5 protein-coding genes are annotated in these 3717 nt (G+C 63.9%); 4 read left to right on the forward strand and 1 reads right to left on the reverse strand.

What is annotated here, in order from left to right; genetic code table 11:
• From LJE63_17080 to LJE63_17095, 4 genes are all read left to right on the forward strand, one after another.
• The coding region (locus LJE63_17080) for a two-component sensor histidine kinase (GenBank protein MCG6908320.1) at positions 1–1139 on the forward strand (1139 nt) is incomplete at its 5' end.
• The gene (locus LJE63_17085; GenBank protein ID MCG6908321.1) at positions 1114–1473 is read left to right on the forward strand and encodes a response regulator; all 360 of its coding nucleotides are present in this window, start codon (positions 1114–1116) and stop codon (positions 1471–1473) included. The genes LJE63_17080 and LJE63_17085, both read left to right, overlap by 26 nt.
• Before the next feature lie 14 nt (positions 1474–1487).
• Complete coding sequence (locus LJE63_17090) at positions 1488–2177, forward strand: hypothetical protein (GenBank protein MCG6908322.1); 690 nt, start codon at positions 1488–1490, stop codon at positions 2175–2177.
• Between the two features lie 50 nt (positions 2178–2227).
• A complete protein-coding gene (locus LJE63_17095) occupies positions 2228–2656 on the forward strand; it encodes a response regulator (GenBank protein MCG6908323.1) in 429 nt (142 codons plus the stop codon).
• 56 nt (positions 2657–2712) lie between these two features.
• Here the strand turns inward: LJE63_17095 and LJE63_17100 are convergent.
• Positions 2713–3717: HD domain-containing protein (locus LJE63_17100; protein ID MCG6908324.1), on the reverse strand; the 1005-nt coding region annotated here is incomplete at its 5' end.

The raw sequence follows: 3717 nt of genomic DNA on the forward strand, positions 1-3717 counted from the left end.
TCTCCAATGTGGCGGTCAGGGGGCAGGGCGACAAGTTCATCATCAACCTCAACGGCCAGCTGCAGACACCCTCCAGCAGCCACGGGCAGGTGTTCGAGAAGGTGGGCTTTCCGGTGCCGCCGTATGTCGACAAAACCCAGGTGGTGGAAGGTCTCGACGCTGGGGGGGAGCCGGCGATCATCGGGTATTCCTATATTCCGGAAAGCCCCTTTATCCTCATGATCGTCAAGCGCAAGGCCTCGGTCATGCGCGACTGGCTGCAGACCCGCAGTCGGTTGATCGGTTTTCTGGTGATCAGCATCACCGGTATTATGGTGGTGATCCTGTGGGTGACCACTTACCTGGTCAATAACCTGCACCTGGCCGACCAGCGGCGGGTGATGTCGCTGCACCAGGTGGAATATGCCAACAAGCTGGCCTCCATCGGGCGGCTTTCGGCCGGGGTTGCCCATGAAATCAACAACCCCCTGGCGATCATCAACGAAAAGGCCGGGCTGATCAAGGACCTCTTCAGTTTCAAGCCCGACTACGCCCAGGACAAGCGCTTGCTGGAATTGATCGACGGGGTGATCGCCTCGGTGGAGCGCTGCGCGGTCATCACCCGGCGGCTGTTGGGCTTTGCGCGCCACATGGCGGTCAGCGTCGAGTCCATCGCGGTGCGGGCCCTGATCGAGGATGTTCTGGGCTTCCTCCGCAAGGAGGCTGAGTACCGCTCGATTGATGTGGTGGTCGATGTCCCCGACGAAGTCCCGACCTTCGTGAGCGACCGGGGCAAGCTGCAGCAGATTCTGCTCAACCTGATCAACAATGCCTTTGCCGCCCTGAGCGACGGCGGGCAGCTGAAGGTCGCAGCCCGCCTCGCAGGGTCCGATGCCCTGGCCATCGACGTGATCGACAACGGCAGCGGGATCGCGCCCGAGGACCTCGACCGCATCTTCGAGCCCTTCTTCTCCACCCGCACCAGCTCCGGCGGCACGGGCCTCGGCCTGTCGATCACCTACGGGCTGGTGCAGGAACTGGGGGGCACCCTCAAGGTGCAGAGCCAGGTCGGGGAGGGGTCGACCTTTACCATAACGCTGCCCCTGCAAATGCCGCAGCCGAAAGGAGATGCCAGTGCGAATCCTGCTGGTGGACGATGAAAAGGAATTCGTGGCCACCCTCGCCGAACGTCTTGAATTGCGCGGGATCGACGCCGACTGGGTCACCACCGGCGAGGCCGCCCTGGCCAAGGCGGCCGAACGCGCCTATGACCTGGCCATTCTGGATGTCAAAATGCCCGGCATCAGCGGGTTGAAGCTGGAGAAGCTCATGGCCCAGCGGCATCCCGGGATGAAGTTCATCTTTCTCACCGGTCATGGCTCGGCCAGCGATTATCACTCCGGCATTGCCGAGGACCGGGTGGTCGACTACCTGGTGAAACCGGTCAACATCGAGGCGCTGATCACCAAGATGCAGGCGACGCTCACATCCTGATGGAGACAAACGCCATGACTGTTCCCGCCGAAATCGTCGGCGCCGAGGGCCTCAAATTTTTCGGGCGCATCTCCGCTTCGATTTCCCACGAGATTCGCAACGCCCTGGCGGTCATCAACGAACACGCCGGCCTGCTGGAAGACATGACCCTGATGGCCGAAAAGGGGATGCCGCTGGATGCCGCGCGGCTGAAACGCACCGCCGGCGCGGTGCTGAAGCAGGTTCAGCGGGTCGACGGGATCGTCAAGACCATGAACCGCTTCGCCCACAGTGTGGATGAGCCGCTGAAAGGGGTGGATCTGGCCGAAACCCTGGAGCTGGTCGTGCGCCTTTTCGGCCGCTTTGCCGCCGTGCGGCAGGTCACGTTGGCGCCCGAAAGCCCCCTGGCCTCGGTCTCGGTTGCAACCCGGCCCTTTCAACTCCAGAACCTGATCGGCCTGTGCCTGGATCATGCCATGCAAAGCGCAGGGGCCGGCGGGACCGTTAAACTGTCGATTGCCCCGCTGCCCGACGGCGGGGCCGAGATCCGCTTTGGGGGGCTCGGGGTTTCGGCCCCCACCGAAACGCCCCTGGCCGGCGAGACCTTCCAGGCCCTGTTGGGGGCGACCCGGACGGAGATCTCCATCCGGGCCGAAACTGGGGAATTGGGCCTGCGGCTGCCGCCTAAGATCGCCTGCGATGCGGGTGGTGAGGCCGGGGCCTGAGGACTGCCGAAAACCGGATCCCCTTATTTCAAATCCCAAGGAGAACAAAAATGGCTGAAAAGGTGTTACTCGTCGACGACGAAAAGGATTTTCTGGATGTCATGGCCGAGCGCATGCGCAACCGCGGCATGGAGGTCAAGACGGCCAGCTCCCCGCTGGAGGCCCTGGAGATGGTAGCCAAGGAGTCCTTTGACGCCATCATTTTGGATCTGCAGATGCCGGAGATGGACGGGCTGGAAGCCCTGGAAAAAATCAAAGCTCAGAAGCCCGAACTTCAGATCATCCTGCTGACCGGGCATGCCACCGTTCAGAAGGGGGTCGAGGCCATGAAGCTGGGGGCCATGGACCTGCTGGAAAAGCCGGCCGATCTGTCCGATTTGACCGCCAAGATCAAGGCCGCCAGCTCCCAGCGGATGCTGCTGGTGGAAAAACAGAGCGAGGAGAAGATCAAAAAAATCCTCACCACCAAAGCCTGGTAGCCGTTTTCGGGCGCCATCTTTCACCTGCCCCGGGCGCGGGGGGCGTCCGGCGGGCGTTACGCCGTTGCCGGCGTTTCCTTCAGCTCCAGGGCCGCCCGGAACGCCTCGTACTCCCGCATCGCCGCCGCCTGGGCCTCGGCCCGGATGCGGTTGAGCGCCTCGAAGTTGCGGACCAGCAGATCCACCAGCGCAGGGTCGAGTTCGTTTTGGCGCGCCATCCGGCGAAGCACCGTGAGGGCCTCCGCTTGGCCCATGCCCCGCCGGTAGGGGCGATCCTCGGTGATGGCCGTGAAGACGTCGGCCACCGCCATGATCCGCGAGCCCAGGGGGATGTCGTCGGCCGTAAAATGGAAGGGATAGCCGCTGCCGTTCAGGCGCTCCTGGTGCAGGGCGCCCCAGGCGGAGATTCGGCTGAGGGCCTCGATGGGGTCGAGGATCTGGTAGGTGAAAAAGACGTGGGTGCGCATCACCTGCCACTCTTCAGGGGTCAAGTGGCCGGGCTTTTCAAGGATCTCGGCGGGGATCGCGAGCTTTCCCAGGTCGTGCAGGTAGCCCGCGATCTGGAACATTTGGCACTCCCGGCGCGAAAAGCCCACCAGGCGCGCCAGCATTTCACCGGTTGCCGCAACTCCGCTGGAGTGGGTGGCGGTGAAGGCGCTCTTGAAGTCGATAATCCGGCAGATCAGCCGCGAGAAGGCCAGCAGCGACTCCGGGTCGATCTCGGCCAGCGCGCCCGCCAGGCTGCGGTTCAGGACCGCCGCCACCCCGCCCGAGGCGATCTCCAGCCAGACGTAGTCCCGCTGGGCGAGCTTCAGAAAGGCCTCCACCATCTGCGGAACGAAGACGCTGCCGCTGCGCCCCGAAATGTTGGCGCAGATTTCCGGCACCTGCCCCAAAACCCCTGCATCCGGTGTGATCAGCACCGCCACCCGGTCGGCCAGGTGCAGCAGGTGGCTGCCTCGCGGCACCGGTCGGCCTTCGTGGGTTTCCCCCGCCCCGTGGTCCCAGGCCAGGTGGTGGAAGCGCACCATCCCGGCCACCTCCCGAAACGGCGCGAACTC

The sequence above is a fragment of the Desulfobacteraceae bacterium genome (assembly GCA_022340425.1).
Taxonomy (GTDB): domain Bacteria; phylum Desulfobacterota; class Desulfobacteria; order Desulfobacterales; family JAABRJ01; genus JAABRJ01.